The following is a 26,591-nucleotide window of genomic DNA, read 5'->3' on the forward strand; positions in this document are numbered from 1 at the left end:
TGACGACTGCGGCCCGGATTTCTGTCTCATCTTCGCTTCCTTTGATAGAGCTACGATGAGCCGAAAATCCTCTCTTCTCAACTAAACCAGTTCTGTCTCAAGGGCGCTGATCCGGGACACTGATCGGTACGTTTGCAGTCATGCTTGCACTCGGCTTTTCACTCAACACGATCTCGCTCCTGGCTCTCGTCTTGGCAATCGGCATCGTTGTTGATGACGCCATCGTCGTGGTCGAAGCCGTCGAACACAAACTCGATGCGCATCCCGAAATGTCACCCGCCAAGGCGACAGAAGAGGCGATGAAGGAGATTACGGCGCCAATCATCGCCATCACCCTGGTACTCCTGTCGGTGTTCGTGCCAACTGCATTTATCCCTGGCATCACCGGCCAACTCTACCAGCAGTTTGCCGTCGCCGTTTCGGTATCCATGGTCATTTCCGCCATCAATGCCCTCAGCCTATCCCCCGCTCTCTGCTCGATCATCCTCAAGCACAGGGGTGAGCCTAAAGGCTTGTTCAAACTGTTCAACCGGTCGGTGGAAGGCATGCGTGGCGGATATGTTGCCTTGGTCGGGCCGCTGACCCGCCGTGCTGTCCTCGCAGTCGCCCTCCTGGCGGTCTTTGCCTATGGAACGGGTTGGCTAGCCAAGGACATTCCTACTGGCTTCCTGCCTCTCGAGGATCAGGGTGCCTTCATGGGCGAATTGCAGCTTCCAGCCGACGCCTCAGTAGAGCGCACTGCAAAAGCGAGCGAGGATGTCCTGAAGCGGCTACAGGAGAATGAAGCCGTCCAGGATGTGTTCATCGTTGCCGGCTTCTCGTTGATCGACGGTGTCGTGCTTCCCAACAGAAGCTTCTTCGTTGCAACGCTAAAGCCATTCGAAGAGCGAACCGACGCGTCCCAATCGGTCTTTGCCGTCGTTGCTGACGTTAACGCGAAACTAGCGACCCAGGGGGATGGCGTCGCCTTTGCCTTCAACTTGCCACCCATCCAAGGCCTTGGCACGGGCTCTGGCTTCCAGGGCCTGATTGCCAGCCAGACGGGTGCAGATCCAGCAATGATTGCCGCCGTGGCGCGTGGAGCGGTAGCAAACGCCAACGAGGATCGCCGTCTGGCGGGTGTCTATACGACCTTCAGCGCTGATACGCCGCAATTGAAGATGATCGTTGATCGGGAGCGGGCGCAAACTCTTGGTGTCGATCTTTCAAGCCTTTTCTCGACAACGGGCGCGCTCTTGGGCGGCACCTATGTCAACGATGTCAATCTGTTTGGGCGGACATGGCAGCTCAAGGTCCAGGGCGATGCCCAGGCCCGAATGGATATCGGCGATATCGGTGAGATACGGGTTCGCAGCACCAGCGGCACACTCGTGCCGCTGGCTGCTGTTGTCGATACGAAATTGATTACCGCTCCCGCTTTCATAACGCGCTACAACAACGAGCGGGCGGTCGTAATCAACGGCGGGCCCGCCGACGGCTACTCCTCCGGAGAGGCCATCGCAGCGATGCAGCAAGTGGCAAATGACACGCTTCCCGAAGGTTATAAGTTGGAATGGACGGGAACGGCACTGCAGGAAATCCAGGCCAGCGGTCAAACCGGCCCAATCCTGATCCTCGCAGTGGTTTTTGCCTATCTGTTCCTGGTCGCGCTCTATGAAAGCTGGGCGATACCGCTTGGTGTCCTTCTTTCGGTCGTCACCGGTTTGTTCGGGGCTATGTTGGCGTTGAAACTGACCGGTCTGGACAACAACGTGTATGCGCAGGTCGGCATCGTTATCCTCATTGCGCTCGCAGCCAAGAACGCGATCTTGATCGTCGAGTTCGCAATGGAGCAGCGTGCAAGTGGTAAGGGCATCGTCGAGGCAGCCATCGAGGGCGCAAATCTGCGATTTCGAGCGGTCATGATGACGTCGTTCGCCTTCATCCTCGGCCTTCTACCTCTTGTTCTGGCCGGTGGCGCGGGCGCCGCGACCCAGCGCGCTGTCGGCACGTCCGTGTTCGGTGGCATGTTGATGTCCGCGGCCGTCGGTATCTTTATCATTCCAGGCCTTTATGTCGTGTTCCAGGTTCTTAGAGAAAAGATCAAGGGCGGGCGCAGGAGCGACGGGCAGGAAGACGCTCCACAGCCGGAATGATGACGGTACATCCGGGTCATGGCCCGCAGCCCTGACATAGGTGGTGCATTCGGCTCGCTTGAAGAGCTCGATGAAGGAACTGACGGCATTCCGCAGGGCTCTTATGGTCCGATGTACTGATGATGCTCTTCTTGCCTCAAAATTATGAAAGACGGCGTCTACAAGTCTCGGTGCTATTTGTGATGAAAAGGAATGCCAGCATGCCAACGGCGGTTATCGCCCAGCCGATCAATGTGGCGAGCGGCCGGGCTCCTGCTGCCATATTCTGCGGCAGGCCGAAAACGCCCAATCCCACCATTGAACCGATGACGAGCGCCGTCAGCGCGCCCAGATGCAGCTTGGTTTGCTTTGTCGCCGAGGCGGCGGTGCTGGAGGCGGAGTGAACATCTGCGGCAGTCATGGCGGGTCTCCCGGCGTTCGAAAACACAGCCAAAGACTGCGCCTCCAACCCTCAGGTTGCTTTGGCCGGCGTCAAAGCCTGTCACGGGGGAGAGGCTCATTCTCACCTGCATCCGCAACGCATGCGAACCCGCCAAGGAGAATGAGATGATGGCGCTTGTCTACGAAAGGTCCGGGACGGAAGACCTTCTCCCACGCGGCCGATACGAAAGCGCTCAAGGTGGTCATCGAGACGGACGCCGTGCGGGCGATCCCGGTCAGGGCGATGGACGAGCCTCTGCTGTCGGACGTCCTCCGGCATGTGACGCCGGAAGACCTGCGCTTCCGGTTCCTTGGCAGTGTGCGGGAGGTGAGCCATGAACGCTTGCTTGCCATGGCGCAGGTCGATCATGTCGCGACCGAGCACTTCCTCGCCTTCGCCGGCAGCAGCGGCGCGATTGTCGTGGCGGCGATGGTGGCCTGCAACCCGTCGATGACGAAGGCCGAGATGGCGATTTCCGTGCGCGCCGACGACAGGCACAGGGTGTCGGCTGGGAGATGCTGCGCCACGCAGCCCGCTATGCACAAAGTCGTGGCATCAGCACTCTGGAATCGCTGGAAAGACGGGAAAACCAAGAGGTTATCGAACGGGAACAGGGTTTCGTCACCGTCCCCTACCCCGACGATCCGACGCTTTTCCTCATCCGCAAGGATCTTCGCTCCACCTGAGCCCGGGTGCAGGGCTCACAGCGAGAATTCCTGGTCGAGGCGCGGCACGACGCTCGCCCAACCGAGCTCGCGCTCTATGCGCACACGCAAGGCTTCCGAGGCTTCGGCCTCCCCGTGCACGATGAAGACCTTGCGCGGCGGGTGCGGAGAACCGGAAAGCCAGCGCATCAGCTCATCGGCATCGGCATGGGCCGAGAGCATGTCGAGATGGGCGACCTCCGCATTGACCGGAAGCCAGACGCCATGGATCTTCAGTTCCTTCGCACCGTCCTGAAGCGAGCGTCCCCGCGTGCCGGCGGCCTGGAAGCCGGCAAGCAGGATCGTATTGCGCGGATCGGGCGCGAAGGCTTTCAGATGATGCAGCACACGGCCGCCCGTCGCCATGCCGGAGGCGGAAATGACGATCTTCGGAACGCGGCTTGAGCTGATCGCCTTCGAGGCCTCGACGTCGTCCGTGTAGCGCGCGATGCCGAACACGCTCTTGCAGCTTTCGAGATCGAGCCGGTGATCCCTGGGATGCCGGCCCATGAGCCCGGTCGCATCGATGGCCATGGGGCTGTCGAGGAACACGGGGACGTCTCCAAGAGCCCCTGCCTGTTTCAGCCTCCAGAAATAATAGAGCAATTCCTGCGCGCGCCCGACAGCGAAGGCCGGGACGACGAGCGTTCCGCCACGTCTGATCGTGCGCTCCACGACCGCCCGCAGGGCATTTTCCGGGTCGGTCTTGTCGTGAATGCGGTTGCCGTAGGTGGATTCGACCATGATGTAGTCCGCCTCGACCGGCCGAGCGGGGTCCGGCATCAGCGGATCGCCGTAGCGGCCGATATCGCCGGAAAAGACGATCCTCTGGCCACCCCAGACCATTTCCACCCATGCAGCGCCGAGAATATGACCCGCGCGGTGGAAACGGAACCATGCTCCGTTGGAAAGCCGCACGGTCTGGTCGAATTCAACGGTCGAGAAGTGCTCCACGGCGTTCTGCGCATCATGGACCGTGTAGAGGGGGAGAGCCGGTTGGTGACGCGACAGCTTGTGCCGGTTGAGGAATTCCGCGTCCTTTTCCTGCAGATGGCCGCTGTCCATGAGGATCAGCTCGGCGACATCGCGGGTGGCGGACGTCGCGTAGATTTTGCCACGATAGCCCTCGCGCACCAGACGCGGCAGATATCCACAATGATCGAGATGCGCATGTGTCAGGATCACCGCATCGATATCACGCGGCGAGACTGGCAGGGGCGTCCAGTTGAGGTCACGCAGGTTCTTCAGACCCTGGAAAAGACCGCAGTCGATCAGGATGCGGTGTCCCCCGAGGGTGAGCAGATGCTTCGAGCCGGTGACGGTTCCCGCACCGCCGAGCGATTTCAGTGACAGCATAGTTCCCTCCCCTCACGGGTCGCTTCGCCCACGGATCGGCCTATTGCCGCGCATAGGGCCATTTCCAGTCGCGGATTTCTGGCATGTCCTCGCCGTGCTCGCGTACATAGGCATGATGCGCGTCGAGCTTCGCCTTCAGCCCGGCGACGAGATCCGGTTTCCGCTCGGCAAGGGCCGGCAAGCGTTGGATCGCCTCGATGGCGAGGTGGTAGCGGTCGAGCTTGTTCATCACCGCCATGTCGAAGGGCGTGGTCGTGGTGCCTTCCTCGACGAAGCCTCTGACGTGGAAATTCGTATGGTTGGCGCGTTTGTAGACCAGCCGGTGAATGAGATAGGGATAGCCGTGATGGGCGAAGACGACCGGCCGGTCACGGGTAAATATCCGGTCGAAATCCTCATCCAAAACGCCGTGCGGATGATGCTGCGGCGATTGCAACGCCATCAGGTCCACGACGTTGACGACGCGGATGCGCAAGTGTGGCAGCGCCAGGCGCAAAAGATCGACGGCGGCGAGCGTCTCCAGAGTGGGAACGTCGCCCGCGCAGGCCATCACGATGTCGGGCCCAAGTCCCTCCTCCGTGCCCGCCCAATCCCAGATGCCAAGCCCGGCCTCGCAATGGGAGGCCGCCTCGTCCATCGTTAGCCATTGCGGCGCCGGCTGCTTACCGGCCACGATGACGTTGATGCGGTTCCAGGTCTTAAGGCAATGGTCGCCGACCCACAGAAGCGTATTGGCATCCGGCGGCAGGTAGACGCGCACAATGTCCGATCCCTTGTTGGCGACGAGATCAATGAAACCGGGATCCTGGTGGGAAAAGCCGTTGTGGTCCTGCCGCCAGACATGGGAGGTGAGCAGATAGTTGAGCGAGGAAACCGGCTTGCGCCAGGGCAGTTCGCGCGCGACCTTCAGCCATTTGGCATGCTGATTGAACATCGAGTCGACGATGTGGATGAAAGCCTCGTAGCAGGAGAAGAAGCCGTGTCGGCCGGTGAGCAGGTAGCCCTCCAGCCAGCCCTGGCACAGATGCTCGCTGAGCACTTCCATGACACGGCCTTCCGGCGCGAGGTGATCGTCCGTCGGTAGCGTCTCGGCCATCCACACACGGTCCGTCGCCTCGAAGACGCTGGCGAGCCGGTTCGAGGCCGTCTCGTCCGGTCCGAAGATGCGGAAGTTGCGCTCCGCCGCGTTCAGCCGGATTACGTCACGCAGGTAGTCGCCGAGTACCTTCGTCGCCTGCTCCTCGGCCGCGCCGGGCCGCTCCACCGCGACCGCATAGGCAGCGATGTCGGGCGTGCGCAATTCCTTGCGAAGGATGCCGCCATTGGCGTGCGGACTGGCGCCCATGCGCCGCGCACCCGTCGGCGCCAGCGCCCGCAGCTCCGGCTTCAGGCGGCCATCCGCATCAAAGAGATCTTCGGGATCGTAGCTGCGCATCCAGGCTTCGAGGATGCCGCGGTGGGCGGCGTTCGTGCGGCACTCGGAGACGGGCACCTGATGCGAGCGCCAGTGGTTTTCGACCACTTTGCCATCCACCTCTTTCGGTCCCGTCCAGCCCTTCGGGCTGCGCAGCACGATCATCGGCCAGTGCGGGCGGCGGGCGGGTTCGCCCTTCGCCGCGGCCCGGATGGCCGCGATGCGGTCGAAGGCGGCGTCGAGCGCGGCTGCCATGTCCCGGTGCATGGCCTGCGGCTCGTGGCCCTCCACGAAGATCGGCTCGTAGCCGTAGCCGGTGAAGAGATGGGCCAGCTCCTCGTCCGGCAGGCGCGCCAGCACGGTCGGGTTGGCGATCTTGTAGCCGTTGAGATGGAGGATCGGCAGCACCGTGCCGTCGCTGACGGGGCTGAGGAACTTGTTGGAATGCCAGGCCGCAGCGAGCGGGCCTGTTTCGGCCTCACCGTCCCCCACCACGCAGGCGGCGACGAGATCCGGATTGTCGAAGGCCGCGCCATAGGCATGCACCAGCGCATAGCCAAGCTCGCCGCCCTCATGGATGGAGCCGGGGGTTTCCGGCGCCGCGTGGCTCGGAATGCCGCCGGGGAAGGAAAACTGCCGGAAGAGCTTCTTCAGTCCCGCTTCGTCCTCGCCGATTTCGGGATAGATTTCCGAATAGGTGCCTTCCAGATAGGTACTGGCCACCATGCCCGGCCCTCCGTGGCCGGGGCCGCAGATATAGAGGACATTGGCGTCGCGCGTCCGGATGATACGGTTGAGATGGGCATAGATGAAATTCAGGCCCGGCGTCGTGCCCCAGTGCCCAAGAAGGCGCGGCTTCACATGCTCCGCCTTCAGCGGCTCGCGCAGCAGCGGATTGTCCATCAGGTAGATCTGGCCTACCGAAAGATAGTTGGCCGCCCGCCAGTAGCGGTCGATCAGCGCGAAGTCTCCGGTGTCATGATCGTTCGCCATATCCGCTCTCCCTGTCCGCCCGCTCCGAGAGTTCAACGCCCGTGAAAGCCTGTTTGCTCCGAAGGCACAACGCTACTGCGGCAGCGCCCCACCGCCGGCGATACGCCCACAGGCCATATCGGTTATCGTGATGACACCCCGGCGTAATTCCTCAAGATTCGCAGCGAAGGATTTCTCGGCAAACTCGGTCTGGCAAACCAGCATCTTCAACGCATCGTCGCACTCGGCGAGGTTCTGGAAATGAGCACACTGATCCTGAAGCAGACGTGACGTCGTCCCCAGCCAATGCCAGTACATCGCCATTCCGATCCCGAAGCGTGTCAAAAGAAGTGGATCGGCGATGCTTGGGACGAAGGCCGCCGCAATTCGCTCTGCATTCATCGCGTTGCCCGCGGACATGACGAACTCCCGTCTCCCGTTCCAACATGATCTCATTCTAGACGGCTCCGCACAATGAAACTTGATCTGCGTCAACGGAGGGTGAGACTGTCCTGTATAGGGTGATGGATCGACAGATGACTTTCTACGCAACAAGACTTTCGACCAGATTCAGCCCGGCGATACCGCCTCTATCGTCCCGCTCGTCGGCCAAGACGATATAGACCTTTTCGCCGCCGCCGAGACCGCACAGGTCTCGCTCGACGGTATCGAGATCGTTCCCGTTGCGCACAGCCATGTCTATGCCATGGACATCCCGGCCTACGACAAGCTGCTCATCGTCACCGACGCAGCGATCAACATCCAGCCGACGCTGAAGCACAAGCGGGACATCTGCCAGAACGCGGTCGATCTCCTGCGCCGGCTCGGCATGGAGAAGCCGAAAGTCACGGTGCTCACCGCCGTGGAGACCGTGAACCCCAAGATGCCGGCGACGGCTCGATACCGCGGCGCTGACCGTGATGGCCGCGCGCGGACAGATCACCGGCGCGAGCGTCGACGGACCGCTCGCCTTCGACAATGCCCTCAACTTGGACGCCGCCCGCACCAAGGGCATCGCCTCCCCGTCGCGGGCGAGGCCGACATCCTGCTCGTGCCGGATCCCGAAGCCGACAACATGCCGGCCAAGCAACTGATCTACTTCGCCGGCGCGACGGCGGCTGGGCTCTTGCCCGTGGCGCGTGTCCCCATAGTGCTGACGGGCCAGGGCGATCCGGTGTCGGCCCGCAGCGCCCCATCCGGTGGAGGGGTTGCCCGGATGAAGACCTTGCTGACCTTCAATGCTGGCTCCTCCACCATGAAGATCGGCCTGTTTGCGCTTCGCTCGGAAGCGCCCCTCCGGATCTCCCGGGGCATAATCGATTTCCGCCACGATCCGCTGACCTTGCAGGTAAGCGAGGGGGAGCAGCGGATCGAGGCCGCGCTGGATGCCCGGCCGAACCCGGATTTGAGCGGCATCCTGTCGGAGACCCTCGCCATCCCACGCACATTCCATGACCGGGGCATCAAGCGGCATGGCTTCCACGGCCTCTCCTACAAATATGTCGCCGGCGAACTCGCCCACCTCGCGCCGGAAAAGGCAGACGGCAGGGTTGTGGTCGCCCATCTTGGCAGCGGTGCGAGCCTGTGCGGCCTCGACAAGGGGACCAGCCGCGACACCAGCATGGGCTTTTCGACTCTCGGCGGTATTCCCATGGCGACGCGCTGCGGCGCTTGGCCCGGGCGTGCTGCTGCATCTCCTCGAGCAGGAGGGACTGGCGCTGCGCGAGATGGAAGACCTCCTCTACCACAAAATCGGGCTTCTCGGGGTTTCCGGCATCATGGGCACCCCTGCCGTGCTCGCCGCCATCGCAGTCTTCGTGGCCGCGCAGCTCGTCTTCACCTTCGCGCCGTTCCTGCACGAGCTTTTCGGCACGACTCCCATAGCCTTGCTCGACGGACTGCTCATCCTCGCCATCAGCGTGATCACGATGGCGGTGCTGGAATGCGAGAAGGCAGTGGTCCGAAAGGTATGGTCTGGAAGCGGGAATGGTGATGGGAGGAGCGGGTTGGCTGAAGCTTTAGAGCATTTCCGCCCGATTAGGCGATGCGTCAACTCCTTTGCCTTGCGTCAAGGTGCCGGGAACCAAAGGGGAAGAAAGTGGAATCAATCCGCGCACGAAGCGAAGGAGGAACTCCCGATGATGATCCGCGAAATGCCCCATAAAGAATGCGCAGCGACGATTGCGGCTCAGCGGCTGGCGCGACTGGTTTGCGCCGAAAACGACAGTCCTTACGTCGCCCCGATCTGCTATGCCTATTCGGTAACCCGGCTTTTTGCATTCTCGATGCCCGGCAAGAAACGTGACATCCTGCACGCCAATCCTCGCGATGAGCGAAACAAGCGAACTGTCGCACTGAGAACTCCAGCGGGGGTTTTAACCTCACATCATCGAAGAGCCCTGAGAGCATTGAGGATCACGGCCACGTCGATCGCCTCCTGAAGGATCGCACCTTCGACGGGCTGGAGATATCCGCATGCCGCCGCAACCATCGCCCCGACCGAAAGCGTCAGTCCCACAGATACACTCTGCAACGCGATCCGACGGCTTCGGCGCGCGATCGCAATTGCTTTGGCGAGCGGCGCAAGCTCATCGACAAGGAGCACCACACCGGCGGCCTCCGACGATGAGGCCGTGCCACGCGCACCCATGGCGACACCGATGTCGGCCGCCGCGAGTGCGGGCGCATCGTTGACGCCATCGCCCACCATCATTACCGGGCCATTGCCGGTCTCCTTCCTGACGGCCGCGACCTTGGCTTCCGGCGTCAGATCGCCAAGGACACTATCCATGCCAAGAGCCCGCCCCACGGACTCGGCGATCTCCCTGCGATCGCCGGACGCCAGCACGAGCTTTCGGACACCGGCGGCGCGGAGATCATCGAGAACCGGCAGCGCATCCATGCGGACCTGATCCTTCAGTACGATCATCCCCGCGAGCACTCCATCGATGGCGACGGCAACGGTCATCGAGGCGCGCATTTCGGGTGCGATCAATTCATGTGGATCGTCGCAGCCGGACGTGCGCTGCACGAAACCGCTCCCGCCGACAACAACCCGCCTTCCGTCGACATAGCCTTCGATGCCAGTGCCGGGCACTTCCCGCGCAGCCTCTGGCCTCGAAAGAGACAGACCTCTTTCGGCTGCCGCACGGACCAGCGCAGCGGCGACGACGTGGCCGGAAGCCTGATCGAGGCTTGCAGCCGCCTGCAGCACGGCTTCTACGGTAAAGGCTGATGTCGTCCTGATATCGACCACCGCTGCCTGCCCATGGGTGAGCGTACCGGTTTTGTCGAGAACCGCCGTCCGCACACGCGCCAGTAGTTCGAGCATGCCACCATTCTTCACAAGGACCCCGATACCCGCCGCCTTCGACATGCCGGAAATGATGGCGACGGGGACTGCAAGGATCAGGGGACAGGGCGTCGCGACAACAAGGACGGCGAGCGCGCGGATCGGATCCTGTGATAAGTACCAAGCAGCGCCCGCTATGATGAGGGTCAGGACCAGGAAGCCCATCGCGAAACGGTCAGCCATGCGGACCATGGGCGCCTTGCTCGCCTGCGCGGCCTCGACCAGCCGGACGATCCCGGCATAGGTGCTTTCGGCGGCCGTTCGGTAGGTGACAAGATCGAAGGCCGCACCCACACAGGTCGAGCCGCTGAGCGCCTCGGTTCCAGGTGGAGCGGGCTGCGGCAAAGGCTCTCCCGTCAAGGCCGCCATGTCCAGTGCGGAGCCTTCGCCGGAAACGATCCCGTCCACCGGCAGCACCTCGCCCTGTCGGATCAGCAGCCGGTCGCCTGGCTGTATCTGGGAGATCGCGACCTCCTCGAGCCCGGAAGGGCCGTAACGCATCGCAAAATGCGAGACGCGCCCCATCAGGGCCGTCATCTCCCGACGCGCGCGCCCTTCCGCAAAAGATTCCAGCAACTGGCCGCCCGCGTACATTAAGCCGACGACGTTTCCGGCAAGCGGCTCGCCAAACGCGATCGCTGCAGACATGGAAAGCGCCGCAACGATATCGAGCCCGACATCACCTCGGCGCAATGCACTGAAAACCTGTAGAAAAAGGCTGGTAAGGACGGCCAGCGTCGCCGCGCTCCAGACAAGATGAGCGTAGCGAGCGGCCTGCCACGACAAGACCAAGCCGATCACCAACCCACCAGCGGCGATTGCGACCAGGATCACGCTCGAATGTCGTTGCCAGAGGCTTTTGTCCGCTTGTGGCACGTTCCCTGCTCCTATCGCAGAATGCGAAGAGAGTAAGCCCAAAGACGGGCGCTCTCGCCTTGCGCAAGATCAATTCCTGGAGCGGCGATTTCTCTATACTGAAACAAGCAGCCACCGCGACTTGGCCGGCTGGTTCATACTTGGTGGTTCTGCAAATGGATACGCTCATAGCCAGATTGGGTCTCGCGCTATCGATCGGTCTTTTGGTCGGGCTCGAACGTGGCTGGCAGGAGCGGGAGGCACCCGAAGGCAGCAGAACCGCTGGCATGCGCACGTTCGGGATATCGGGACTTCTGGGCGGCGTTCTGGCAGTCCTCGCTCAAACCCTCAACTCTCCGGTGGTGTTTGCAATCGGTTTCCTGAGCTTCGCCGTCACGCTGGGCGTGTTCAAGCTGCGCGAGGCGCGTTCGGATTCCGATTATAGTGTCACCACCGTCATGGCGGGTCTCGGCGTTCTGGCGCTCGGCGGCCTGGCGGCCACCGGCGATGCGCAAGCAGCGGCAGCGGGAGGCGCAGCCCTTGCAGCCACGCTTGCAAGTCGGAACGTCCTGCATGGTTTCCTGAAGCGCTTAACCTGGATGGAACTGCGCTCTGCGTTGATGCTTGCCGTCATGACGGCGGTGGTCCTGCCGGTCCTGCCCGACGAGGCCATCGACCCATGGGGAGGGCTTAATCCTTGGAAGGTGTGGTTCTTCACCGTTCTGACCGCAAGCCTCTCGTTCCTCGGCTACATTGCCGTCAGGATTTTCGGAGCGAGCAAGGGCTTCGTGCTGAGCGCGATTGCCGGCTCCCTCGTCTCGTCCACGGCCGTCACCATGGTTCTGGCGCGAACCGCGAAACGCTCTTCCGATCCGCTGCCGCTTGCCGGCGCTGCGGCCCTCGGCGCAGCAGTGTCCATCCTGCGCGTAATGGGCCTGATCCTGCTGATCGATCCGGCAGCGATTGTTGCCATCGGCCCGGCCGCAACCATGGCAGCGGTCGTCTTCGCCGGGTCTGGGCTCGCAATTTTCTATTGGCGACAGGACAAGCCGTTCGCCGACGTACCGGCCAGCAATCCCTTCGAGATCGGTCCGCTCCTGATCTTCGCGACGATTTTCGCAGCAGCCGCCATTGCAAGCGCTGTTCTCGTCTCGCGCTTCGGTAGCTCCGGTCTTTTGGCCACGAGCGCATTGACAGGCACGGTCGATGTCGATGTCGCCGTGCTGGCCGCTCTGCAAGTGGGCCGGAGCGCCATGCCGATCGACGTCATCGGAGAGGCAATCCTTATCGCCATGACAACGAATGCCCTATGCCGTGCAGGCATCGCAACCGTCCTCGGACCATCGACCTTCAGCGGACCGTTCGCTGCCCTCACGATCATCGCCGGCGCGGCAGCGTTTGCCGTTCACACCATCATCACCGGCATGTAGCAAGCGCGCTCGATGGCGTGGCCGCCGGGCGCAGGAAGGGATGATCAGCCAATCGTCATTCGCCGAAGCACATTCGTCTTCCAATAAAACTGATGCGCCAACGCGCCGAGGACATGAAGGCCGACAACAGCCCACAGCACGGCCTTGAGAACATCGGCATGGAGGTCGCCTGCGCCCTCGAATCCGAGGTAGTACGCAGCGGCGCCAGTAACCGGCATTGCGATAAGAAGAAGGTAAAGGGTCCATTCGGAAACCTTCGCGACCAACTTGAATATCTGTGGCTCCTCAGATGGCGCCGCCGGCACGCCGTGGACCTGCCGGAGCAAAAGACGAGCCGCCACAAGAAGGAGGATCGCAATTCCGACATAGGCATGGATGTTGGCGCTTGCCACCTGTTCGGCGTTCGCCGCACCGGTTTGTTTGATGCTCCGGTTCCACGCATTCATGCCGTCCGGGAATAAAAGGTTGAAGAAGACGAACCCCGCTGTTAGCCAGTGCAAGACGCGCTGCGGAAGGGAAAACGAGAGCGATGCGGTCGTAGCCATGGACGTGGTTCGCCTTCTTGCGTGTGATGGCATCCAGGAGGATGCGGTTACTTCGTCACCGTCAGCATGGCGTGCATTCCCGCCTCGTAGTGGCCCTTGATGTTGCAGAGTAGCAGATAGGAACCCGGGGCAAGTTTCGCCTTCAGTTGCCCGTCCGTGCCGGGTTTGAGGTCCGATACCTCGCCGAGACTTTTCAACTGCTTCTCATCCACCCGGTGTTTGGAGGCAATCACATCGATCTTCTGATCGGCCGAGTTCAGCTTGACCAGGACCATTTCATGCTCCTCGGTCACCGCGTCGTTGTGCACCACGAATGTCGTTTCTCCGGCCTTTATCGTGGAACGGTCGAGCGTGAGCGTCATCGGACCGCCGCCTTCGCCACCCTCTATGACCTTGACGGTGTTCACTGCCCATGCGGGCGAGGTGATTGTGACGATGGCGAGCGCGGTGAGGATATTGCGACGGATGTTCATGTCAGCTTCCTTTTGGCTGGAACTCCATCGGGGAATAGGTCGTCATGCTGACAGGCGCCTGAACGACAACGAGAAACGCCAGTGGATCGGGATGAGCGTCCCATTGCAAAATGAGCATTGGGACGCTCCGGCTCTTACCGCACCATGAACACCGGCAAGTCACACTTATCGAGGATCGAAGCGGTGACACCCCCAAAGACACGTTCGCGCAGACGTGAATGGCCATAGGCCCCCATGACGATCATGTCGCAGCCGAGTTCGAGCGCATGCTGGCGAATGACGTCTTCCGTCGGCCGCTGGCCGCTCGCGATCTGCTCAACCACGACCTTTGCGCCATGGCGCGACAGGAACGCCGCCATGTCGGCGCCCGGCTCACCGCCATTCTCGAAGTAAGACGAATCCGGATCGACGACGACGAGACGGACTGTATCGGCGCCTTTCAGCATCTCGATAGCCGCCTTTGCGGCGCTGGCCGCTTGCGGACGCGAATTCCACGCCAGAAGGACGTTTTTCGGCTTCAGGGTGGCACGGCCTGTTTTCGGCACCAAGAGCAGAGGTGTACCGGCATTGAACGCCGTCGCCGCGATTGCAGCCTTGCGAAGCTCGATGTCTGAGCGGACACCTTCACCGGCAACGACCACGTCTGCATACATTGCCCGCGTGCCGATGTTGCTCTCGATAATGAAGCGATCGTCGTAAATGTGGTCGACATCGAACGATACGCCATCCTTCCTGCAGCGCTCATCAGCAATGCGTCGAGCATCGACTACCTCGTCGATTTCCCTTTGGCGCTCACTCAGCCATGCGGCCGCAGCCGGATAGTCGGCCCCGAACGGCGATATCGCGGTTCTCAGCGCCATGACGGAAAGATGCGCGTCTATTTCTGCCGTCAGCTCTACGGCCTTGTCGATATCTGCATCGGTATTTGTCGTGCCGATGAGCGAGAGTATGGTCCTGAACGACATTTCTGAGCTCCTTCACCGAAATGGTCATGCGATGAAGGAAAGATTGCTCTCGGCACCTGCAGTCCGCGATGATCTACGTCAAAATAGCATCCTGAACCTGTCCCGCTTGACCGGTGTCAACGCGCATGGCGCGCCCAGCGCTAGTTTAGCAGTATTTCCAACTGTCGGCGGAGGCGGGAGCCGTGAGCTATCGTAGCATTCTCGTGAACCTGGACATCGATCGACCAGTCAAGCCGATCACAAATGCCGCAACCGACCTGGCAGTGCAGGTGGGTGCACGGCTGATTGGTCTGTGCGCTGCGCAGGTATTCCCCTCTCCGTTTGCTTTGCAAACAACGAGCTACGCGGCAACCAGCGCGACACAGCGCATGTACAAGGACATCGAAAATCGCATAGAAGAGATCCATGCTGAGTTTCGTGCCCTGACGGCCGACAGGGTCGAGAGCGAGTGGCGCACAGAAATGAGCGGACCCACCGAGGCAATCGTTGAAGCTGCCCGCGCCGCTGATTTGATTGTCATGGCTGCAGGGGAAGGTGCGCAGTCTGGCGATTCCTACAGAACCGCTGACCCGGCGAGTGTCGTGCTGCACTCAGGCCGCCCCGTGCTTGTTGCGGGAAACGGAAGACATGCGATGCCGGTGAAAAAGATCGTGGTCTGCTGGAAGGACACACGCGAGGCGCGGCGTGCCGTGGCCGATGCCATTCCTTTGCTGTCCTTGGCCAAGGACGTGACCGTCGTTTCGGTCAGCTCCGAACCTGACACTTCGCTGCGAAAGAGCAATGCGGACGTTGTCTCGTACCTCGCCCACCACAACGTGAGAGCCAGATCCCATATCTCCAAAAGCGCGGATGAGACGATTGGCCTGTTGCAGTTTGTCGATCAGAGCGGTGCGGATCTCATAGTGTCGGGCGCATATGGACATAGTCGGCTGAGAGAGCTGGTATTTGGCGGGATCACCCGCTTTCTTCTCGATGAAAGCGGCCGGAATCGATTCATGTCGAGTTAAAAGGCATGGACCGAACCAGCTTGTTGCCGTACCGATCTCGGCCGCATGAAGAAGACTGCCTCGCTCCACGCCTCAACCTGCCGCCATGCGACCCGGTCGGGGACAGATAGTCTGGTCGCCTTCGACAATCCGACAAGCTATTCGGAAATAACAATGCGGGCGAAATGAGCCGCATCTCCGCGTATATCCGGGGCCGGCGCACCGTCTCGCCTTTCCGTGAGCCCGGCGGCTGAGGGCGCCTCACTGCCGCAGAAAAGCTCAAACAGCAATCCCATAACCGCCTCGGCGCGGCCATCGGCAATGGAATAGTAGATCTGACGCGATTCCCGGCGTGTTTTGACAAGGCCGGCCTGCCGAAGCTCCGCCAATTGCTGGGACAGCGCCGGCTGCTTGATGCCGAGCGCCTCTTGAATGTCACTGACCGAGCTTTCCTCGCGTGCGATCTGACATAGCAGCATGAGACGATTGGCGTTGCTGAACTGGCGCATGAAATCTGCCGCTTCCGGCGCCTTGGCGATCATCGTTTCCAGCGAAACGCTCGCTCCCCCACTCATGCCCGCCTCTCCCGATAATACCAGGCCTCTCCCTCACGCAGAGCGCAATCGTCCTCGTTGGCAAGGGGTACCTGCTCAAGAAGAGCCGCGCCCGGTCGCCACCCTTCGGGCGTCGAGGCGTCCTCGCGCTCTGCGGCTTGAAGGGCCGCAACGAGGCGCAGAAGCTCATCGACCGAGCGCCCTACATTCATCGGATACCAGACGACCGCACGCACGATGCCATCCGGGTCGATGACATAGGTCGCCCTGACGGTCGCGCTGCTTTGCGCGGTCCCGTCGATCATGCCGTAGGCCTGCGCGATCACCATAGCGCTGTCCTCCACGAGCGGGAACATGACCTTTACGCCGAAGCGCGCCTCGATGTCTCGTAGCCAGGCGATGTGGGAATAGAGACTATCCACGGAAAGCCCAAGCAGGGCGCAGTCAAGCTTCTCGAATTCCGGCGCCGCGCGCGCGAGCGCGATGAACTCGCTGGTGCAAACCGGCGTGAAGTCCGCGGGGTGCGAGAAGAACACCAGCCAGCGCCCGCGGAAGGCCGACAGCGTAACAGGACCTGCGGTGGACCGCGCGGCGAATCCGGGCGCAGTCTCGTCGATACGCGGCGGGCGGGCTGAGTGAGTGTTCGTTTCCGTCATGATCGCATTCCTGGGTGCAGGCCGAGCATCCGTGATAACGGCTGCCGATTTCGATTTCCACAAAATACATACTTGCATAATTACTGTAAATATGTATCTATTAGCCATTCTTTACGGAGAACACGAGCCATGCCAAGCACCGTTTCAGATCTCCCCCTCGATCGCGCCCGCGCCATCGTCGCAGCGGGCCTTGCGGATCCAGCAAAACGCCCTGTCGTAAAATCATTCTTCGATGAGCAGACCTACACGATCAGCCATGTCGTGCGCGACCCGCAGTCCAATGCCTGCGCCATCATCGACAGCGTGCTCGACTACGATCCGGCCTCGGGCCGCACCACGAGCGCTTCCGCCCAGGCGCTCATCGATTACATAAAATCCGAAAGTCTCGAAGTGCACTGGTTGCTCGAGACCCACGCCCATGCAGATCATCTTTCCGCGGCGCCGCTGCTGCAGGCCGAACTCGGCGGCCAACTTGCCATCGGACGCGAAATCGTCCGCGTGCAGCAGGTCTTCGGAAAGATCTTCAACGCCGGCACCGAATTCCAGCGGGACGGCAGCCAATTCGACCAGCTCTTCAACGACGGCGACCGCTTTTCGATCGGCAGTCTGGAGGCAACCGTGCTGCACGTCCCTGGCCACACCCCTGCCTGTCTAGCCTATGTCATCGGCGATGCGGTCTTCCCCGGCGATACGCTGTTCATGCCGGACTACGGTACAGCGCGCTGCGACTTCCCCGGCGGGGACGCACGCCAGCTCTACCGTTCGATCCAGCGCCTCATGAAGCTACCGGATAAAGCACGCATGTTCCTGTGCCACGACTACAAGGCGCCCGGCCGCGATCACTACGCCTGGGAGACCACAGTCGGCGCAGAACGGACCGGCAATGTCCATGTCCGCGAGGGTGTGAGCGAGGACGACTTCTACACGATGCGTACCGCGCGCGACGCGACGCTCGCCATGCCGAAGCTGATCCTGCCGTCCGTGCAGGTCAATATGCGCGGCGGCCAGCTTCCGCCCACCGAAGACAACGGCGTGCAGTATCTCAAGATCCCTCTAAACGTCCTGTGACCCCATGACCGACCTCAACATCCTCTGGCCACTTTCCGGCGGCCTGCTGATCGGCCTTTCGGCCGGCCTCTATCTGCTGACGACCGGACGCATCGCCGGGATTTCGGGCCTTGCGGCATCGGCCGCCGGCCTCACGGGAACCGGCATCAGCACACTGGGCCTTGGTTTCCTCGGCGGCATTCTGGCTGGCGCGGTACTTGCCTCGACCTTCCTCCGGCAAGCCGAGATCACCCTCACCGCGTCGGCGCCGCTGCTCGTTGCCGCCGGCCTTCTCGTCGGCTTCGGCACGCGCCTCGGCTCCGGCTGCACGAGCGGTCACGGCGTCTGCGGCCTTGCACGCCTGTCGAAGCGCTCGCTGGTCGCCACATCGGTTTTCATGGCCGTCGCCGCCCTCACGGTTTTCGCCGTCCGCCACGTCTTTGGAGGCATTGTCTGATGTTCGCCAGAACCCTTGCTGCGATCCTGAGCGGCCTCCTCTTCGGCGCGGGGCTCGTCGTGTCGGACATGATCAATCCGGCCCGCGTCCTCGCCTTCCTTGATATTACCGGCGAGTGGGACCCCTCGCTCGCATTTGTCATGGGCGGTGCGCTCATCCCTTCCTCCTTCGCCTACCTGATCCGGAAGCGGCGACTTACGCCGGCCTTCGACGATCGGTTCTACGTTCCAGAACATGGCCGCGTGGATCGGGCGCTGATCGGCGGCGCGGTGCTGTTCGGACTTGGCTGGGGACTGGTCGGCCTTTGCCCCGGCCCCGCCATTGCGGTCCTGACGACGGGCCGCTGGGAAGCTGCCCTGTTCGTCGTCGCCATGTTTGCCGGCATGATCCTCTATCGCTTGACGGTCGGCCGACCCGCAGCGGTGATCCGATAATCCGCAAACAGTGTCATCGCCTTGCACGCTTTTCGACCACACCGAAACAAGACCGCCTGAACGCGCGGCGAAAGGTGCGCCATGCTTCTGGAACCCATTCAATACGGCCTCGGCGCGCTGTCTGGCGGAGTTGTCGGCTTTACTCTCGGCCTGTTCGGCGGGGGCGGCTCCATTCTCGCTGTGCCCCTTATGGTCTATATGGTCGGCGTTCCCAACCCGCATCTCGCCATTGGCACCAGCGCCTTTGCTGTCGCCGTGAACGCGTTTGCCAACCTTCTCGGCCATGCCCGCTTCGGCAATGTCAAATGGCGCTGCGCGGGTCTCTACAGCCTCGCTGGAATCATGGGCGCGTTTGTCGGCTCCTCCATCGGCAAGATGATTGATGGGCAGCACTTGCTGATCCTGTTCGCCTTACTGATGCTCGTCGTCGGTGCGTTGATGTTCATAAGGCGCGGCGAAGAGGGTGACCCGAATGCGCAATGTTCCCGCGAGAATGCCCCGAAGGTGATCGCTTTCGGCGGACTGACCGGAGCCTTTTCCGGCTTCTTCGGCATCGGCGGCGGCTTTCTCATCGTACCTGGCCTTATCGCCGCGACCGGCATGCCCATCCTCTTCGCCGTCGGCTCCTCTCTCCTCGCTGTCACCGTCTTCGGCCTGACGACATCCCTTAACTATGCCTATTCCGGCCTGGTTGACTGGGGACTCGCTATCGTCTTTATCGGTGGCGGCGTTGTCGGCGGCTTGTTGGGCGCCCTTGCCGCGCGCAAACTCGCAACCAGAAAGGGCGCGCTCAACACTGTCTTTGCGCTGCTCCTCTTCGTCGTGGCAGGATACATGCTCTTGAAAGCCTACGAGCAGTTGACCATCTGACCCGCGTTGCTTTCCGCACGTGCTACCAAGAGAGCTTTGAAAGGCAATGGCCGAGGTCTAAATCCGTCGATGACATGCATTTGAATTGAGGCCCGCGGGCTATGCTCGACCGTCGGCAAAACACATGACACAAGGCATTCCCTGACGGCCACGGTGCCCTGCACCTGAACCTGGAAACCGATGTACCTGACCTTGCGCTCCTCAAATTGCTCATGCTGAAGGCGGCTACATCCGCGATCTCGATCAGCTCCGGTTTCCGCGGCGACCTATTCTTCGCTACAGTTTTGACGGGTGCTCTGATCGGAAGGCTATTATCGTTAGCTGCGCCATATCTTGGACACGCCACCCTGAGCTCGCAGGCTACGCGGTAGTTGGCATGAGCTCACGCGCGGTCGCCGTCATCGGCGGGCCACGACGATGACATTCCTTGCCCTCGAGATCACGTGACTTCTCGACGACCGCCCTTGTGCTGGTCTCGGCTAACACCTCGCCCTTCATCGAGCGAATGTGTTCGGCTATTCGTTCGCCGCCTGGCGTTCCATCTGCGTGAGGGCGACGTGGGCGCCAGCTTGTCGAACGACAGGCGCCTCATGATCAGACCGCCCGGCCGACAAGCGCGCCAATGGCCGCCGTCGACGCCATGGCGACCGCGCCCCAGAAAACGACCCGGACAGTCGGCCGCCAGATGCCAGCACCGCCGGCACGCGCACCCATCGCGCCGAGGACGGCAAGCCCGATGAGACAGGCAACGGGCACAGCCCAGACGACCGTTCCCGACGGCGCCAGCAGGGCGACCGCCAGCGGCAGGACCGCACCCATCGCAAATGTCGCTGCCGATGTCAGTGCCGCCTGGACAGGCCGCGCCACTACGTGGCTCGACAGGCCGAGTTCGTCCCGTGCATGGGCTTCGTAGGCGTCCTTCGCCATCATTTGTTCGGCGACCTGGCGGGCAAGATCCGGCGCGACGCCGCGCTGCTCGTAGATTGCAGCGAGTTCTGCCAACTCCGCCTCCGGCTGGGTGGCCAGCTCGTGACGCTCACGCGCCATGTCGGCCTGTTCCGTATCGGCCTGGGAGCTGACGGAGACATATTCCCCCGCCGCCATCGACATCGCACCTGCCACCAGCCCGGCGACACCGGCGACGAGGATTTCCTGCGATGCCGCGGTCGCCGCCGCGACACCGACGATGAGGCTCGACGTCGAGATCAACCCGTCATTAGCACCCAGCACCGCTGCCCGGAGCCAGCCGATACGATCGATGAGATGATTTTCCTTGTGAACGGAACGCATGGCATCTCCGAATTTCAGCATATCGGCCGTGGCTGCAGGACTTCAGACGATATATTTAGAATTATTCTAAATAATTGCCATAGAGTCGGCAACACATCAACCTTCGCGACGCTTTCTTCCCGTCACCATGGCGCGCACGAGGTTTTCCCGGTGCTCGACGCTGGCAAGGACAACGCCGGCGATATGCAGGGCGACCAACCCCATGGTCGAATAGACGAGGACCTTGTGCGTATCCTCCACCCACGCGACGCCCCAATATGCATCCGTGGTCATCATATAGCCGGTGGTCACGATGCCCGACACCGCAACGAGCAGCAGGACGACCATGGCGCCCCCGGCCGGATTGTGGCCGAGATACCGCTTGGCGCGCAGGGCGAAGCTGTCGCGGAGGAACGCAAGTAACGTCGTGGGGGCGTAGAGGAAATTGGCGAAGCGGGCGTGATGCGACCCGACCAGCCCCCAGACCAGGCGCAGGGCGATCAGCCCGGCGATGGCATAGCCGGAGAGGATATGGGCCTTCTTCCATTCGTCGCCGGTGACAAAGGAAAAAACGAAGAGGCAGACCAGCGACCAGTGAAAGACCCGCACGAGCGGGTCCCACACCTTGACGCTTTCCCCCGCCCCATCGGTTCGGGAGAGCGGCGCCATCATTCAGCTCCTTCCGAGCCGACCGGTTCACCGGTTTCCGGGTTGAAGATCGTCTCGACCTTGGCGCCCTTGGCGTCGATCGCATAGACCTCGTAGCAGCCGTTCTCGACCTTCACCCGCCGGACATCAAGGCCCATCGCCTTGGCCTTGTCCTTCATGGCGTCCTCAGTCATCCATTTGTCCTTCGGCACGTTGCAGCCCTTGCCTTCATCTTCGGCGCGGGCCGCACCGGCGGCGAACAGGCCCAGAAGGGCGGTTGCGAGAAGGAATGTCTTCATGGAAATTCTCCTTGTGGCCGGCCGGAGCACCCTGCCCCGACGCTGAACGCACCATAGGCGACCGTGGCTGAGCGATGGCTGACGAGAAATGTCAGCAAAATTTCAGCCTCGGCGTGCTACGCTTCGATCATGCGTATCCTCCTTATGCCCATCGCTGCCCTTTCCCTTGCCGGGCTTCTTTCGGCAGGCGCGGTCGCCCATGCGGATGATGATGGCCACGACACGGATGGGCGCACCCTCGACGCCATCCAGGAGGCGGTAGAAAAGGGCGCGATCAAACCGTTTTCCGAGCTGCGCGAGATCGCCAGCCGGCGCGTCAAGGGCGATATCGTGCGCGTGGAGCCGCGCCGGAAACACGGGCGCTTCCTCTATAAATTCAAGGTTCTGTCGCCCGAGGGGCAGCTCGTCGAAATCGAGATGGATGCGGCGAGCGGCACGATCCTCGAAATCGAGAACGAATGATGCGCATCCTGCTCGTCGAAGACGACCGGCTGATCGCCCGCGACCTCACCGTCCATCTGCAGCGGGCGGGCTATGTCGTAGACCATGCCCGCGACGGTGAGGACGGCTGGTATCGCGGTGACAGCGAGGATTTCGCAGCCGCCATCCTCGATCTCGGTCTGCCCTCCATGGACGGCATGACGATCCTGAAACGCTGGCGCAAGGACGGGCGCCGCTTCCCCGTCCTCATCCTGACGGCGCGCGGCAACTGGGAAGAACGCGTGGAAGGCATCGATGCCGGGGCGGACGACTATCTCGCAAAGCCCTTCCAGATCGCGGAGGTCCTCGCCCGCCTGCGTGCCATCCTGCGCCGCTACGCCGGCGAGCCGAGCCCCGTGCTCAGCGCCGGCGCGCTGCATCTGGACCCGCGCAGCAAATCGGTGACGCTTCGGGACCAGCCGGTCGATCTGACGCCACTCGAATATCGCTGCCTGCATCATCTGCTTCAGAACCGCGAGCGCCATGTCAGCCAGCAGGAACTGACCGAACAGCTCTATGCCCAGGACTTCGACCGCGACAGCAATTCGGTGGAGGTGTTGATCGGCCGGCTGCGGCGCAAGCTGGGCAAGGCCTTCATCGAGACACGTCGCGGCTACGGCTACCGGATCGCCGCCGCATGAGATGGCCTATCTCCATTCGCAGCCGCCTCCTGCTGATTTCCGCGCTGACCGTGAGCCTCGCACTGACGCTGACCGTCACCCTGCTGGTCTCGCTTTTCTCCAGCAACATCCGCAATCGCATCGACGCGGAGTTGACCAGCCATATCAACACGCTGGCCGGCGCGCTGTCTTTTACCGCCGACGGCACGCTCCAGCGCCCGGAAAGCCCGCTCGACCAGCGCTTCGCTACGCCCTATGGCGGGCTATACTGGCAGATCGTCGACGATGTGCGGGGGCAGACCATCCGCTCGCTCTCGCTGTTCGACACGGCCCTCGGCCTGCCCGCCGACCAGCACGCTGAGGGCGCGGTCCATCGCTACCTGCTGCCCGGCCCAGCCGGAAGTTCGCTGATCGTCCTTGAGCGGCTGGTGCAGGTCGCCGCGCCGGAGGGGAAACGCGCGCTGCGCATCGCGGTCGCCATCGATGCGCGCACGCTGGAGGAGGCCAAGACGGCCTTCATCCGCGACATCATGCCGGCCGTCGCCGGGCTCGGCGCCTTTCTCGTCGTCGCGTCGATCCTGCAACTCACCCTCGGGCTGCGGCCGCTGGCAGCGTTGAACGAGGGGATCATGCGCATCCGCGAGCGGCGCGCCAGCCAGTTGACCGGCTCCTATCCCAGCGAATTCCAGAGCACCGTGGCGGCGGTCAACGCGCTTCTGGAAACGCAAGAGGCGATGATGGGCAAGGCAAGGAAGCGCGCGGCCGACCTCGCCCACGGCCTGCGCACGCCGCTGACGGTGCTCTCGAACGATGTCCTCACTCTGCGCGACAAGGGTGAGGCGGCGATGGCGGACGAACTGGAGCACCTGGCGTCCGTCATGCGCAGCCATGTGGAACGCGAACTGGCCCTTGCCCGCATCGCTGCCAGCGCGGACCTGCGCCGCTCAGATACCGACGTGGCCAAGATCGTCGGCGAACTCGTGCGCATCCTCAAACGCTCGCGCTCCGGTGAGCGCTTGAGGTTTGAGATCGACGGCCGGAGCACCGAAATCGCACCCATGGATCCTGCCGACTTTCGCGAACTCATCGGCAACCTCCTCGAAAATGCCGTCAAATGGGCGAAATCGGAGATCCACATCCGCTGGTGGCGCAATGAAGCCGGCCTGCATCTGGCGATCTCGGATGACGGTCCCGGCGTGCCGGAGCAGGAACTCGGCAATCTCACCCGCCGCGGTTGGCGTCTCGACACGGCATCACCCGGCTCCGGCCTCGGTCTCTCGATCGTCCGGGAGATCGTCGATGTCTATCGCATCGGCTTTGCGCTGCGGAACCGGAAAGCCGATAGCGGGCTGGAGGCAGAGCTTGTGTTTACGTGCACATAAGGACGCCAAGGTCCGAAGGGGTATTGGTACGTCAACGTGCCAGCGACGCCGCAACACTATTGAGCTATTATATCCACGCAGCGCACCATAAAGTACTCCTCCGACTACCTCCCCAACGGCAAATCCACCGAGAAAAACACCTGACATACCGGTTGAAACGCTCACCACTGCACCAACCTGCAAGACGCCGATTGTAGAGCTGCGAAGCGTGATGATTGCCAGCAGGGTTGCCAATGGCGCGTTTACCAAAATACCAAACACCCTGCGAGGGCGACGCCTGCTCGCCTCCCCTCCAGATACACTAGCGGCGATCATCGCGCTACCGACCAGCTTGGCAACAGCGCAGGCGCCTACGATCATCGTGGGCGGCATTCCTTATACCAGTAAACCGACGGCCATAGGCCCCAGTATGAAGTCGCTTTGGACTGTGCCACGCTCGGGGGTGCGACCGCGCCTATATCGACGTAGCGAGAAACAGATCAAATATATACTGTTTCGAGACGTGGACAGCACGCATGAAAATGGCTGAATATCACGCACGCCTGTGCAAGGGGTGAGCAATGCGGATATCAATCCATACGCTGGGTACACGAGGCGATGTTCAGCCCTACCTCGCACTTGCCAAGGGACTTGTCCAAAGTGGCCACGACGTTCAGCTTACCGCACCCGAGCAGTTCGCCTCGATGGCCTATGAACGTCGTGTGGCATTCGCTCCGCTGCCACGCGAATTTCTCGCCGTCCTCGAAAGTCCAGAAGCCAAGGCAATACTTGGACGATCCAGTGCCGGCTTCGGTGCAGGACTCAAGCTCCTGAAATTCTATCGCGAAATCGGCCGGCGACTGCTGGACGCAGAGTGGAATGCAGCGCGGGAATTCTCGCCTCAAGCGATCATATTTCATCCTAAGACCCTGGGCGCGCCGCACATTGCAGCAAAGCTCGAAATACCTCTCCTTTTAGCATCCCCCCTTCCAGGCTTTACGCCGACCACGGAGTTCCCCACTCCAGTTCTACCCGTCGCTTCTCTTGGTCCTTTCAACCGCTTGAGCCACGCGTTGATGATCCATGGGGGCAGTATCCTGTTCTCCAAGACGATCCGCGCATGGCGTGCCGAGGCGCTCGCGCTGCCCGATCGCAGGAAGGCCTCGCCACTGGCCGGAACGCTCTACGCGTACAGCTCGCATGTCCTGCCGAAGCCTTCTGATTGGGGTTCAGACATCATCGTTACGGGCTACTGGTTTCTCGAGACGAAGGACTGGAGTCCACCAGATACACTTGCTCAATTCCTCGCTGCCGGAGAGCCGCCAGTTTACGTCGGATTTGGCAGCATGCCGGGCTCCAGCCCGGAAAGATTGACGGGGCTCGTGCTGGAAGGGCTACGGCGTGCCGGCAAGCGCGGCCTCCTCGCCACGGCCGGTGGAGCACTGGCAACGAGCGCATCAAACGAATATGCCCATATGATCGCTGAAGCGCCTCATGACAGACTGCTCCCGTTCGTCAGCGCCACCCTGCATCATGGCGGCGCGGGAACCACTGGTGCTGCGCTGCGTGCCGGAAGGCCGACAGCAATCTGCCCATTCATCGGCGACCAGCCGTTCTGGGCACGACGCGCCAACGCCCTGGGGGTCGGCCCAAAACCGCTGGACAAGCGAACAATGACCGTCGACGATCTCGCCAGCGCCTTCATGGCGATGGATAACCCCGCCATGCGTTCGCGAGCAGCAGAGCTTGGGGCAGCGATTCGAGCAGAGAAAGGTGTCGAGCAGGCCGTTGACTTCATCAACGATCGCCTGTCCGAGCCGAGAACCACCGGCATTGGAAGATAGCAGCCGCCGCTGATCGATATCCTATCCGACGCCGCACCTCTGGACAAAGGCGCCCTCCTGACATGCTGAACGCACTGGCGTCAGGAGAAGCGGAAAACGCAAACGAACCCAGCATCATCCCTCATGGATCAGTAGCCTATGAGCAAATAGCTCTCATCTGTGCCGAACAGGGGCTGGACACCCAACAGTGGGGCTGTACGCCTCACGATCTCCTTGACCATTGGGGCCGCCGTGAACGATGCCAGCCGCCGCCCTTGTTCGCCTGTGAGCGGTGCATCGATGATCGTCAGGACCACATAGCGCGGGTCGTGCATAGGGAACCCACTATAGCGCGGCAATCAGGATGAGACGCGGGCGACAATCTGGATGAGATTCTTAGGTCGCGGTCGGGATCAAGTTATCACGCTGATTGTCGCTGACAAGTTCTTCGTCGTTTTCTGATTG

The 26,591-nt window shown here is 61.9% G+C and carries 29 protein-coding genes and 4 pseudogenes; 17 read left to right on the forward strand and 16 right to left on the reverse strand.

Annotated elements, in window-relative coordinates; all coding sequences use genetic code 11:
* Positions 1 to 122: 122 nt before the first annotated feature.
* A complete protein-coding gene (locus tag P9A16_RS33670) occupies positions 123 to 2,135 on the forward strand; it encodes an efflux RND transporter permease subunit (protein ID WP_278026465.1) in 2,013 nt (670 codons plus the stop codon).
* A gap of 142 nt (positions 2,136 to 2,277) precedes the next feature.
* On the opposite strand, the gene P9A16_RS33675 is transcribed toward P9A16_RS33670, so the two are convergent.
* On the reverse strand, positions 2,278 to 2,535 hold the full coding sequence (locus tag P9A16_RS33675) for an APC family permease (protein WP_023513200.1): 258 nt from the start codon (positions 2,533 to 2,535) through the stop codon (positions 2,278 to 2,280).
* A 386-nt stretch (positions 2,536 to 2,921) separates the two neighbouring features.
* Positions 2,922 to 3,083: a hypothetical protein gene (locus P9A16_RS33680; RefSeq protein ID WP_245290366.1), complete on the reverse strand. Its 162-nt coding sequence runs from the start codon at positions 3,081 to 3,083 to the stop codon at positions 2,922 to 2,924.
* Between P9A16_RS33680 and P9A16_RS33685 the strand changes: the two genes are divergently transcribed.
* Entirely contained in the window at positions 3,072 to 3,242 is a 171-nt protein-coding gene (locus P9A16_RS33685) for a hypothetical protein (protein ID WP_023513201.1), read from the forward strand. The two genes, P9A16_RS33680 and P9A16_RS33685, sit on opposite strands and share 12 nt — an antisense overlap.
* A 15-nt stretch (positions 3,243 to 3,257) precedes the next feature.
* Here the strand turns inward: P9A16_RS33685 and P9A16_RS33690 are convergent, their stop codons facing one another.
* The 4 genes from P9A16_RS33690 to P9A16_RS33705 all read right to left on the reverse strand — a co-directional run bounded on the left by P9A16_RS33690 (position 3,258) and on the right by P9A16_RS33705 (position 7,699).
* A complete protein-coding gene (locus tag P9A16_RS33690; RefSeq protein WP_024270384.1) occupies positions 3,258 to 4,616 on the reverse strand; it encodes an MBL fold metallo-hydrolase RNA specificity domain-containing protein in 1,359 nt (452 codons plus the stop codon).
* Between the two features lie 40 nt (positions 4,617 to 4,656).
* On the reverse strand, positions 4,657 to 7,023 hold the full coding sequence (locus P9A16_RS33695; RefSeq protein ID WP_023515966.1) for a phosphoketolase family protein: 2,367 nt from the start codon (positions 7,021 to 7,023) through the stop codon (positions 4,657 to 4,659).
* 72 nt (positions 7,024 to 7,095) lie between these two features.
* Positions 7,096 to 7,422: a hypothetical protein gene (locus P9A16_RS33700; protein WP_024270383.1), complete on the reverse strand. Its 327-nt coding sequence runs from the start codon at positions 7,420 to 7,422 to the stop codon at positions 7,096 to 7,098.
* Positions 7,423 to 7,546: 124 nt separating this feature from the next.
* Positions 7,547 to 7,699, reverse strand: coding sequence for a hypothetical protein (locus P9A16_RS33705; protein WP_245290365.1), 153 nt, complete (start codon positions 7,697 to 7,699; stop codon positions 7,547 to 7,549).
* Between P9A16_RS33705 and P9A16_RS33710 the strand changes: the two are divergent.
* The 3 genes and pseudogenes from P9A16_RS33710 to P9A16_RS33720 form a co-directional block, all read left to right on the forward strand.
* Positions 7,694 to 8,194 (forward strand): annotated as a pseudogene (locus P9A16_RS33710) (phosphate acyltransferase); the annotation flags it as partial. The gene P9A16_RS33705 and the pseudogene P9A16_RS33710 overlap by 6 nt on opposite strands.
* A 300-nt stretch (positions 8,195 to 8,494) precedes the next feature.
* Positions 8,495 to 8,611: pseudogene (locus tag P9A16_RS35750) on the forward strand (acetate/propionate family kinase); the annotation flags it as partial.
* A 73-nt stretch (positions 8,612 to 8,684) separates the two neighbouring features.
* Positions 8,685 to 9,443: a pyridoxamine 5'-phosphate oxidase family protein gene (locus tag P9A16_RS33720; protein ID WP_024270381.1), complete on the forward strand. Its 759-nt coding sequence runs from the start codon at positions 8,685 to 8,687 to the stop codon at positions 9,441 to 9,443.
* On the opposite strand, the gene P9A16_RS33725 is transcribed toward P9A16_RS33720, so the two are convergent.
* Positions 9,389 to 11,230, reverse strand: coding sequence for a heavy metal translocating P-type ATPase (locus tag P9A16_RS33725; protein WP_023511839.1), 1,842 nt, complete (start codon positions 11,228 to 11,230; stop codon positions 9,389 to 9,391). The two genes, P9A16_RS33720 and P9A16_RS33725, sit on opposite strands and share 55 nt — an antisense overlap.
* Before the next feature lie 155 nt (positions 11,231 to 11,385).
* On the opposite strand from P9A16_RS33725, the gene P9A16_RS33730 reads away from it, so the two are divergent.
* Positions 11,386 to 12,639, forward strand: a complete 1,254-nt coding sequence (locus P9A16_RS33730) for an MgtC/SapB family protein (protein ID WP_024270380.1) — start codon at positions 11,386 to 11,388, stop codon at positions 12,637 to 12,639.
* 44 nt (positions 12,640 to 12,683) lie between these two features.
* Here P9A16_RS33730 and P9A16_RS33735 read toward each other — a convergent pair whose 3' ends face one another.
* From P9A16_RS33735 to P9A16_RS33745, 3 genes are all read right to left on the reverse strand, one after another.
* Positions 12,684 to 13,184, reverse strand: coding sequence for a cytochrome b (locus P9A16_RS33735; protein ID WP_024270379.1), 501 nt, complete (start codon positions 13,182 to 13,184; stop codon positions 12,684 to 12,686).
* Between the two features lie 47 nt (positions 13,185 to 13,231).
* Complete coding sequence (locus P9A16_RS33740) at positions 13,232 to 13,657, reverse strand: sulfocyanin-like copper-binding protein (protein ID WP_023517604.1); 426 nt, start codon at positions 13,655 to 13,657, stop codon at positions 13,232 to 13,234.
* Positions 13,658 to 13,791: 134 nt separating this feature from the next.
* Positions 13,792 to 14,622 carry a universal stress protein gene (locus tag P9A16_RS33745; RefSeq protein ID WP_024270378.1) on the reverse strand — a complete coding sequence of 277 codons (831 nt, stop codon included), beginning with the start codon at positions 14,620 to 14,622 and terminating at the stop codon, positions 13,792 to 13,794.
* Positions 14,623 to 14,804: 182 nt separating this feature from the next.
* Between P9A16_RS33745 and P9A16_RS33750 the strand changes: the two genes are divergently transcribed.
* On the forward strand, positions 14,805 to 15,629 hold the full coding sequence (locus tag P9A16_RS33750) for a universal stress protein (protein ID WP_024270377.1): 825 nt from the start codon (positions 14,805 to 14,807) through the stop codon (positions 15,627 to 15,629).
* 137 nt (positions 15,630 to 15,766) lie between these two features.
* On the opposite strand, the gene P9A16_RS33755 is transcribed toward P9A16_RS33750, so the two are convergent.
* Both P9A16_RS33755 and P9A16_RS33760 read right to left on the reverse strand, forming a co-directional pair.
* The gene (locus tag P9A16_RS33755) at positions 15,767 to 16,150 is read right to left on the reverse strand and encodes an ArsR/SmtB family transcription factor (RefSeq protein WP_245290364.1); all 384 of its coding nucleotides are present in this window, start codon (positions 16,148 to 16,150) and stop codon (positions 15,767 to 15,769) included.
* Between the two features lie 29 nt (positions 16,151 to 16,179).
* Positions 16,180 to 16,818, reverse strand: a complete 639-nt coding sequence (locus P9A16_RS33760) for a peroxiredoxin (protein WP_023516262.1) — start codon at positions 16,816 to 16,818, stop codon at positions 16,180 to 16,182.
* 129 nt (positions 16,819 to 16,947) lie between these two features.
* Between P9A16_RS33760 and P9A16_RS33765 the strand changes: the two genes are divergently transcribed.
* From P9A16_RS33765 to P9A16_RS33785, 5 genes and pseudogenes are all read left to right on the forward strand, one after another.
* Positions 16,948 to 17,886: an MBL fold metallo-hydrolase gene (locus P9A16_RS33765; RefSeq protein WP_023515538.1), complete on the forward strand. Its 939-nt coding sequence runs from the start codon at positions 16,948 to 16,950 to the stop codon at positions 17,884 to 17,886.
* A gap of 4 nt (positions 17,887 to 17,890) precedes the next feature.
* Entirely contained in the window at positions 17,891 to 18,322 is a 432-nt protein-coding gene (locus P9A16_RS33770; RefSeq protein WP_023515537.1) for a YeeE/YedE family protein, read from the forward strand.
* Positions 18,322 to 18,756: a DUF6691 family protein gene (locus P9A16_RS33775; protein WP_023515536.1), complete on the forward strand. Its 435-nt coding sequence runs from the start codon at positions 18,322 to 18,324 to the stop codon at positions 18,754 to 18,756. Before P9A16_RS33770 ends, P9A16_RS33775 begins: the two co-directional genes overlap by 1 nt.
* An 81-nt stretch (positions 18,757 to 18,837) precedes the next feature.
* The gene (locus P9A16_RS33780; protein ID WP_023515535.1) at positions 18,838 to 19,626 is read left to right on the forward strand and encodes a sulfite exporter TauE/SafE family protein; all 789 of its coding nucleotides are present in this window, start codon (positions 18,838 to 18,840) and stop codon (positions 19,624 to 19,626) included.
* Between the two features lie 146 nt (positions 19,627 to 19,772).
* Positions 19,773 to 20,163 (forward strand): annotated as a pseudogene (locus P9A16_RS33785) (chloride channel protein); the annotation flags it as partial.
* A gap of 57 nt (positions 20,164 to 20,220) precedes the next feature.
* On the opposite strand, the gene P9A16_RS33790 reads toward P9A16_RS33785, so the two are convergent.
* The 3 genes from P9A16_RS33790 to P9A16_RS33800 all read right to left on the reverse strand — a co-directional run bounded on the left by P9A16_RS33790 (position 20,221) and on the right by P9A16_RS33800 (position 21,842).
* A complete protein-coding gene (locus tag P9A16_RS33790; protein WP_023515911.1) occupies positions 20,221 to 20,916 on the reverse strand; it encodes a VIT1/CCC1 transporter family protein in 696 nt (231 codons plus the stop codon).
* Positions 20,917 to 21,012: 96 nt separating this feature from the next.
* Positions 21,013 to 21,567, reverse strand: coding sequence for a cytochrome b/b6 domain-containing protein (locus tag P9A16_RS33795; RefSeq protein ID WP_037406509.1), 555 nt, complete (start codon positions 21,565 to 21,567; stop codon positions 21,013 to 21,015).
* Complete coding sequence (locus P9A16_RS33800) at positions 21,564 to 21,842, reverse strand: PepSY domain-containing protein (protein ID WP_023515909.1); 279 nt, start codon at positions 21,840 to 21,842, stop codon at positions 21,564 to 21,566. Before P9A16_RS33800 ends, P9A16_RS33795 begins: the two co-directional genes overlap by 4 nt.
* A gap of 129 nt (positions 21,843 to 21,971) precedes the next feature.
* On the opposite strand from P9A16_RS33800, the gene P9A16_RS33805 reads away from it, so the two are divergent.
* The 5 genes from P9A16_RS33805 to P9A16_RS33825 all read left to right on the forward strand — a co-directional run bounded on the left by P9A16_RS33805 (position 21,972) and on the right by P9A16_RS33825 (position 26,147).
* On the forward strand, positions 21,972 to 22,304 hold the full coding sequence (locus P9A16_RS33805) for a PepSY domain-containing protein (protein ID WP_023515908.1): 333 nt from the start codon (positions 21,972 to 21,974) through the stop codon (positions 22,302 to 22,304).
* Positions 22,304 to 22,963, forward strand: coding sequence for a response regulator transcription factor (locus P9A16_RS33810; protein ID WP_037406526.1), 660 nt, complete (start codon positions 22,304 to 22,306; stop codon positions 22,961 to 22,963). The genes P9A16_RS33805 and P9A16_RS33810 overlap by 1 nt, the downstream gene beginning before the upstream one ends.
* Complete coding sequence (locus tag P9A16_RS33815) at positions 22,960 to 24,324, forward strand: sensor histidine kinase (protein ID WP_023515906.1); 1,365 nt, start codon at positions 22,960 to 22,962, stop codon at positions 24,322 to 24,324. Before P9A16_RS33810 ends, P9A16_RS33815 begins: the two co-directional genes overlap by 4 nt.
* Positions 24,325 to 24,749: 425 nt before the next feature.
* On the forward strand, positions 24,750 to 24,881 hold the full coding sequence (locus P9A16_RS33820) for a CGNR zinc finger domain-containing protein (RefSeq protein WP_081870569.1): 132 nt from the start codon (positions 24,750 to 24,752) through the stop codon (positions 24,879 to 24,881).
* 3 nt (positions 24,882 to 24,884) lie between these two features.
* Complete coding sequence (locus P9A16_RS33825) at positions 24,885 to 26,147, forward strand: glycosyltransferase (RefSeq protein ID WP_130520753.1); 1,263 nt, start codon at positions 24,885 to 24,887, stop codon at positions 26,145 to 26,147.
* Between the two features lie 128 nt (positions 26,148 to 26,275).
* On the opposite strand, the pseudogene P9A16_RS33830 reads toward P9A16_RS33825, so the two are convergent.
* Positions 26,276 to 26,473 (reverse strand): annotated as a pseudogene (locus P9A16_RS33830) (penicillin-binding protein 2); the annotation flags it as partial.
* Positions 26,474 to 26,591 lie beyond the last annotated feature (118 nt).

Source organism: Shinella sp. 838 (genome assembly GCF_029623935.1).
Taxonomy (GTDB): domain Bacteria; phylum Pseudomonadota; class Alphaproteobacteria; order Rhizobiales; family Rhizobiaceae; genus Shinella.

Coding starts and splice junctions, on each gene's coding strand:
- P9A16_RS33675 (WP_023513200.1), bottom strand. CDS start 2,535: ATGACTGCCGCAGATGTTCACTCCGCCTCCAGCACCGCCGCCTCGGCG.
- P9A16_RS33685 (WP_023513201.1), top strand. CDS start 3,072: ATGCTGCGCCACGCAGCCCGCTATGCACAAAGTCGTGGCATCAGCACT.
- P9A16_RS33690 (WP_024270384.1), bottom strand. CDS start 4,616: ATGCTGTCACTGAAATCGCTCGGCGGTGCGGGAACCGTCACCGGCTCG.
- P9A16_RS33695 (WP_023515966.1), bottom strand. CDS start 7,023: ATGGCGAACGATCATGACACCGGAGACTTCGCGCTGATCGACCGCTAC.
- P9A16_RS33700 (WP_024270383.1), bottom strand. CDS start 7,422: ATGTCCGCGGGCAACGCGATGAATGCAGAGCGAATTGCGGCGGCCTTC.
- P9A16_RS33705 (WP_245290365.1), bottom strand. CDS start 7,699: ATGGCTGTGCGCAACGGGAACGATCTCGATACCGTCGAGCGAGACCTG.
- P9A16_RS33730 (WP_024270380.1), top strand. CDS start 11,386: ATGGATACGCTCATAGCCAGATTGGGTCTCGCGCTATCGATCGGTCTT.
- P9A16_RS33735 (WP_024270379.1), bottom strand. CDS start 13,184: ATGGCTACGACCGCATCGCTCTCGTTTTCCCTTCCGCAGCGCGTCTTG.
- P9A16_RS33740 (WP_023517604.1), bottom strand. CDS start 13,657: ATGAACATCCGTCGCAATATCCTCACCGCGCTCGCCATCGTCACAATC.
- P9A16_RS33745 (WP_024270378.1), bottom strand. CDS start 14,622: ATGTCGTTCAGGACCATACTCTCGCTCATCGGCACGACAAATACCGAT.
- P9A16_RS33755 (WP_245290364.1), bottom strand. CDS start 16,150: ATGATCGCCAAGGCGCCGGAAGCGGCAGATTTCATGCGCCAGTTCAGC.
- P9A16_RS33760 (WP_023516262.1), bottom strand. CDS start 16,818: ATGACGGAAACGAACACTCACTCAGCCCGCCCGCCGCGTATCGACGAG.
- P9A16_RS33765 (WP_023515538.1), top strand. CDS start 16,948: ATGCCAAGCACCGTTTCAGATCTCCCCCTCGATCGCGCCCGCGCCATC.
- P9A16_RS33770 (WP_023515537.1), top strand. CDS start 17,891: ATGACCGACCTCAACATCCTCTGGCCACTTTCCGGCGGCCTGCTGATC.
- P9A16_RS33775 (WP_023515536.1), top strand. CDS start 18,322: ATGTTCGCCAGAACCCTTGCTGCGATCCTGAGCGGCCTCCTCTTCGGC.
- P9A16_RS33780 (WP_023515535.1), top strand. CDS start 18,838: ATGCTTCTGGAACCCATTCAATACGGCCTCGGCGCGCTGTCTGGCGGA.
- P9A16_RS33790 (WP_023515911.1), bottom strand. CDS start 20,916: ATGCGTTCCGTTCACAAGGAAAATCATCTCATCGATCGTATCGGCTGG.
- P9A16_RS33795 (WP_037406509.1), bottom strand. CDS start 21,567: ATGATGGCGCCGCTCTCCCGAACCGATGGGGCGGGGGAAAGCGTCAAG.
- P9A16_RS33800 (WP_023515909.1), bottom strand. CDS start 21,842: ATGAAGACATTCCTTCTCGCAACCGCCCTTCTGGGCCTGTTCGCCGCC.
- P9A16_RS33805 (WP_023515908.1), top strand. CDS start 21,972: ATGCGTATCCTCCTTATGCCCATCGCTGCCCTTTCCCTTGCCGGGCTT.
- P9A16_RS33810 (WP_037406526.1), top strand. CDS start 22,304: ATGCGCATCCTGCTCGTCGAAGACGACCGGCTGATCGCCCGCGACCTC.
- P9A16_RS33815 (WP_023515906.1), top strand. CDS start 22,960: ATGAGATGGCCTATCTCCATTCGCAGCCGCCTCCTGCTGATTTCCGCG.
- P9A16_RS33825 (WP_130520753.1), top strand. CDS start 24,885: ATGCGGATATCAATCCATACGCTGGGTACACGAGGCGATGTTCAGCCC.